At 46.8% G+C, this 1,525-nt stretch carries 1 protein-coding gene; it reads right to left on the bottom strand.

Translation table 11 applies throughout. The features are described from left to right. Positions 1–39: 39 nt before the first annotated feature. Positions 40–1,446, bottom strand: a complete 1,407-nt coding sequence (gene atpD, locus Q0191_RS09140; protein ID WP_005589740.1) for a F0F1 ATP synthase subunit beta — start codon at positions 1,444–1,446, stop codon at positions 40–42. Positions 1,447–1,525: the final 79 nt, after the last annotated feature.

A 1,525-nucleotide genomic window follows, 5' to 3' on the forward strand; every position in this document is an offset into this window, starting at 1 on the left:
GTAACGATTTGTACTGTCATTTGAGCCATCATTCACCTCTTAGAATCCCATTTTTTCAGCTTTAGCGATGACATCCTCAATCGAACCGACACCGCGGAAGGCATCTTCTGGTAACTTATCATACTTTCCTTCGAGGATCTCTTTAAAGCCACGAACCGTCTCAGCTACAGGCACATAAGATCCCGGCTGGCCAGTAAACTGCTCCGCAACGTTGAAGTTTTGAGACAGGAAGAATTGAATCCGGCGCGCACGCGCAACCAAAGTCTTTTCTTCATCTGACAACTCATCCATACCTAGGATGGCAATGATATCCTGCAATTCATGATAACGTTGAAGAACGCGTTTGACTTCAGCAGCAACTGCATAGTGCTCTTCACCAACAATCTCAGGAGAAAGAGCCCGAGAGCTTGAAGCGAGCGGATCCACGGCTGGATAAATCCCCAATTGAACCAATTTACGTTCCAAGTTGGTTGTAGAGTCCAAGTGGGCGAAAGCCGTTGCTGGAGCTGGGTCAGTATAGTCATCGGCTGGCACGTAGATGGCCTGGATAGAGGTTACAGAACCCTTCTTAGTCGATGTAATACGCTCTTGCAATTGCCCCATTTCTGTCGCAAGTGTTGGTTGGTAACCAACGGCTGATGGCATCCGACCCAAAAGGGCAGAAACTTCAGAACCTGCCTGCGTGAAACGGAAGATGTTGTCAATGAAAAGCAAGACATCTTGACCTTCCACATCACGGAAGTACTCTGCAATCGTCAGACCAGTCAAAGCAACCCGCATACGCGCTCCTGGTGGCTCATTCATCTGACCGAAGACCATGGCTGTTTTCTCGATAACACCAGACTCTTTCATTTCCCAATAAAGGTCATTCCCTTCACGGGTACGTTCCCCAACGCCAGTAAATACAGAAATACCACCGTGTTCTTGGGCAATGTTGTGGATCAATTCTTGAATCAGGACGGTCTTACCAACTCCGGCACCACCGAAGAGTCCAACTTTACCACCTTTCAGATAAGGGGCTAACAGGTCGATAACCTTGATACCTGTCTCTAAGATCTCTGATGAAGTAGACAACTCATCAAAGGTTGGAGCTTTCTTATGGATTGGCTGGCGCTCTGCATCATCCGCAAAAGGAGCATCCAAGTCAATGGTATCTCCCAAAACGTTAAAGACGCGACCAAGTGTTTCTTTGCCGACTGGCACAGAAATTGGACGGCCAGTATCTAGCACTTCCATGCCACGAGTCAACCCATCCGTTGATTCCATAGCGATGGTCCGAACCACTCCATCACCAAGCTCAAGAGCTACTTCAAGGACGATTTTTGATTTTTTTTCGTCATTTTTATAGACTACAAGTGCATTATTGATCTCAGGTAGCTTGTCGCCAGCTGCAAACGCTACGTCTACAACCGGTCCGATAACCTGAGTAATTTTGCCTGAGCTCATTCTTTTCTCCTCTTTATAATATTTATTTTCTGTGACACTATTCCAGTGCACTTGCACCCGCCACAATTTCAGTAATTTC

The sequence above is a fragment of the uncultured Streptococcus sp. genome (assembly GCF_938036805.1).
In the GTDB taxonomy this organism is placed as follows: domain Bacteria; phylum Bacillota; class Bacilli; order Lactobacillales; family Streptococcaceae; genus Streptococcus.